The sequence below is a fragment of the Dellaglioa sp. CoH-57-MRSF-19 genome (assembly GCF_056781975.1).
Genome location: NZ_JBXAXW010000364.1, coordinates 1 through 229, shown reverse-complemented (window position 1 = coordinate 229; position 229 = coordinate 1). Strand labels below are relative to the sequence as shown.

Here is a 229-nt window from a genome sequence, read left to right as displayed (position 1 = left end):
ATGCTACTTATTCGAATGGTTTACGAAGATACCAAGACACAGCGGATATATCACAAAAGACCAGAGCGAAGTGAAGAAATGATTATGTACGATATCCAAATTATCGAAAATAATGGAGTAATCGAAAAAGTGCTTGTCAATATGGAGAAAGAAGCGATCAATATTGAAAAAACAAGAAATCCCGGCATTTACGCTGATTGAATGTCTAATCGGACTAATGATAGTAAGC

1 protein-coding gene and 1 pseudogene are annotated in these 229 nt (G+C 35.4%); both read left to right on the top strand.

From position 1 onward, the window contains the following. A pseudogene (locus AC1RO3_RS09500) lies at nt 1–201 on the top strand (hypothetical protein); the annotation flags it as partial. Further along, nucleotides 179–229, top strand: a 51-nt coding sequence (locus tag AC1RO3_RS09495; protein WP_481764170.1) for a prepilin-type N-terminal cleavage/methylation domain-containing protein, incomplete at its 3' end; no start/stop codon positions are given. The pseudogene AC1RO3_RS09500 and the gene AC1RO3_RS09495, both read left to right, overlap by 23 nt.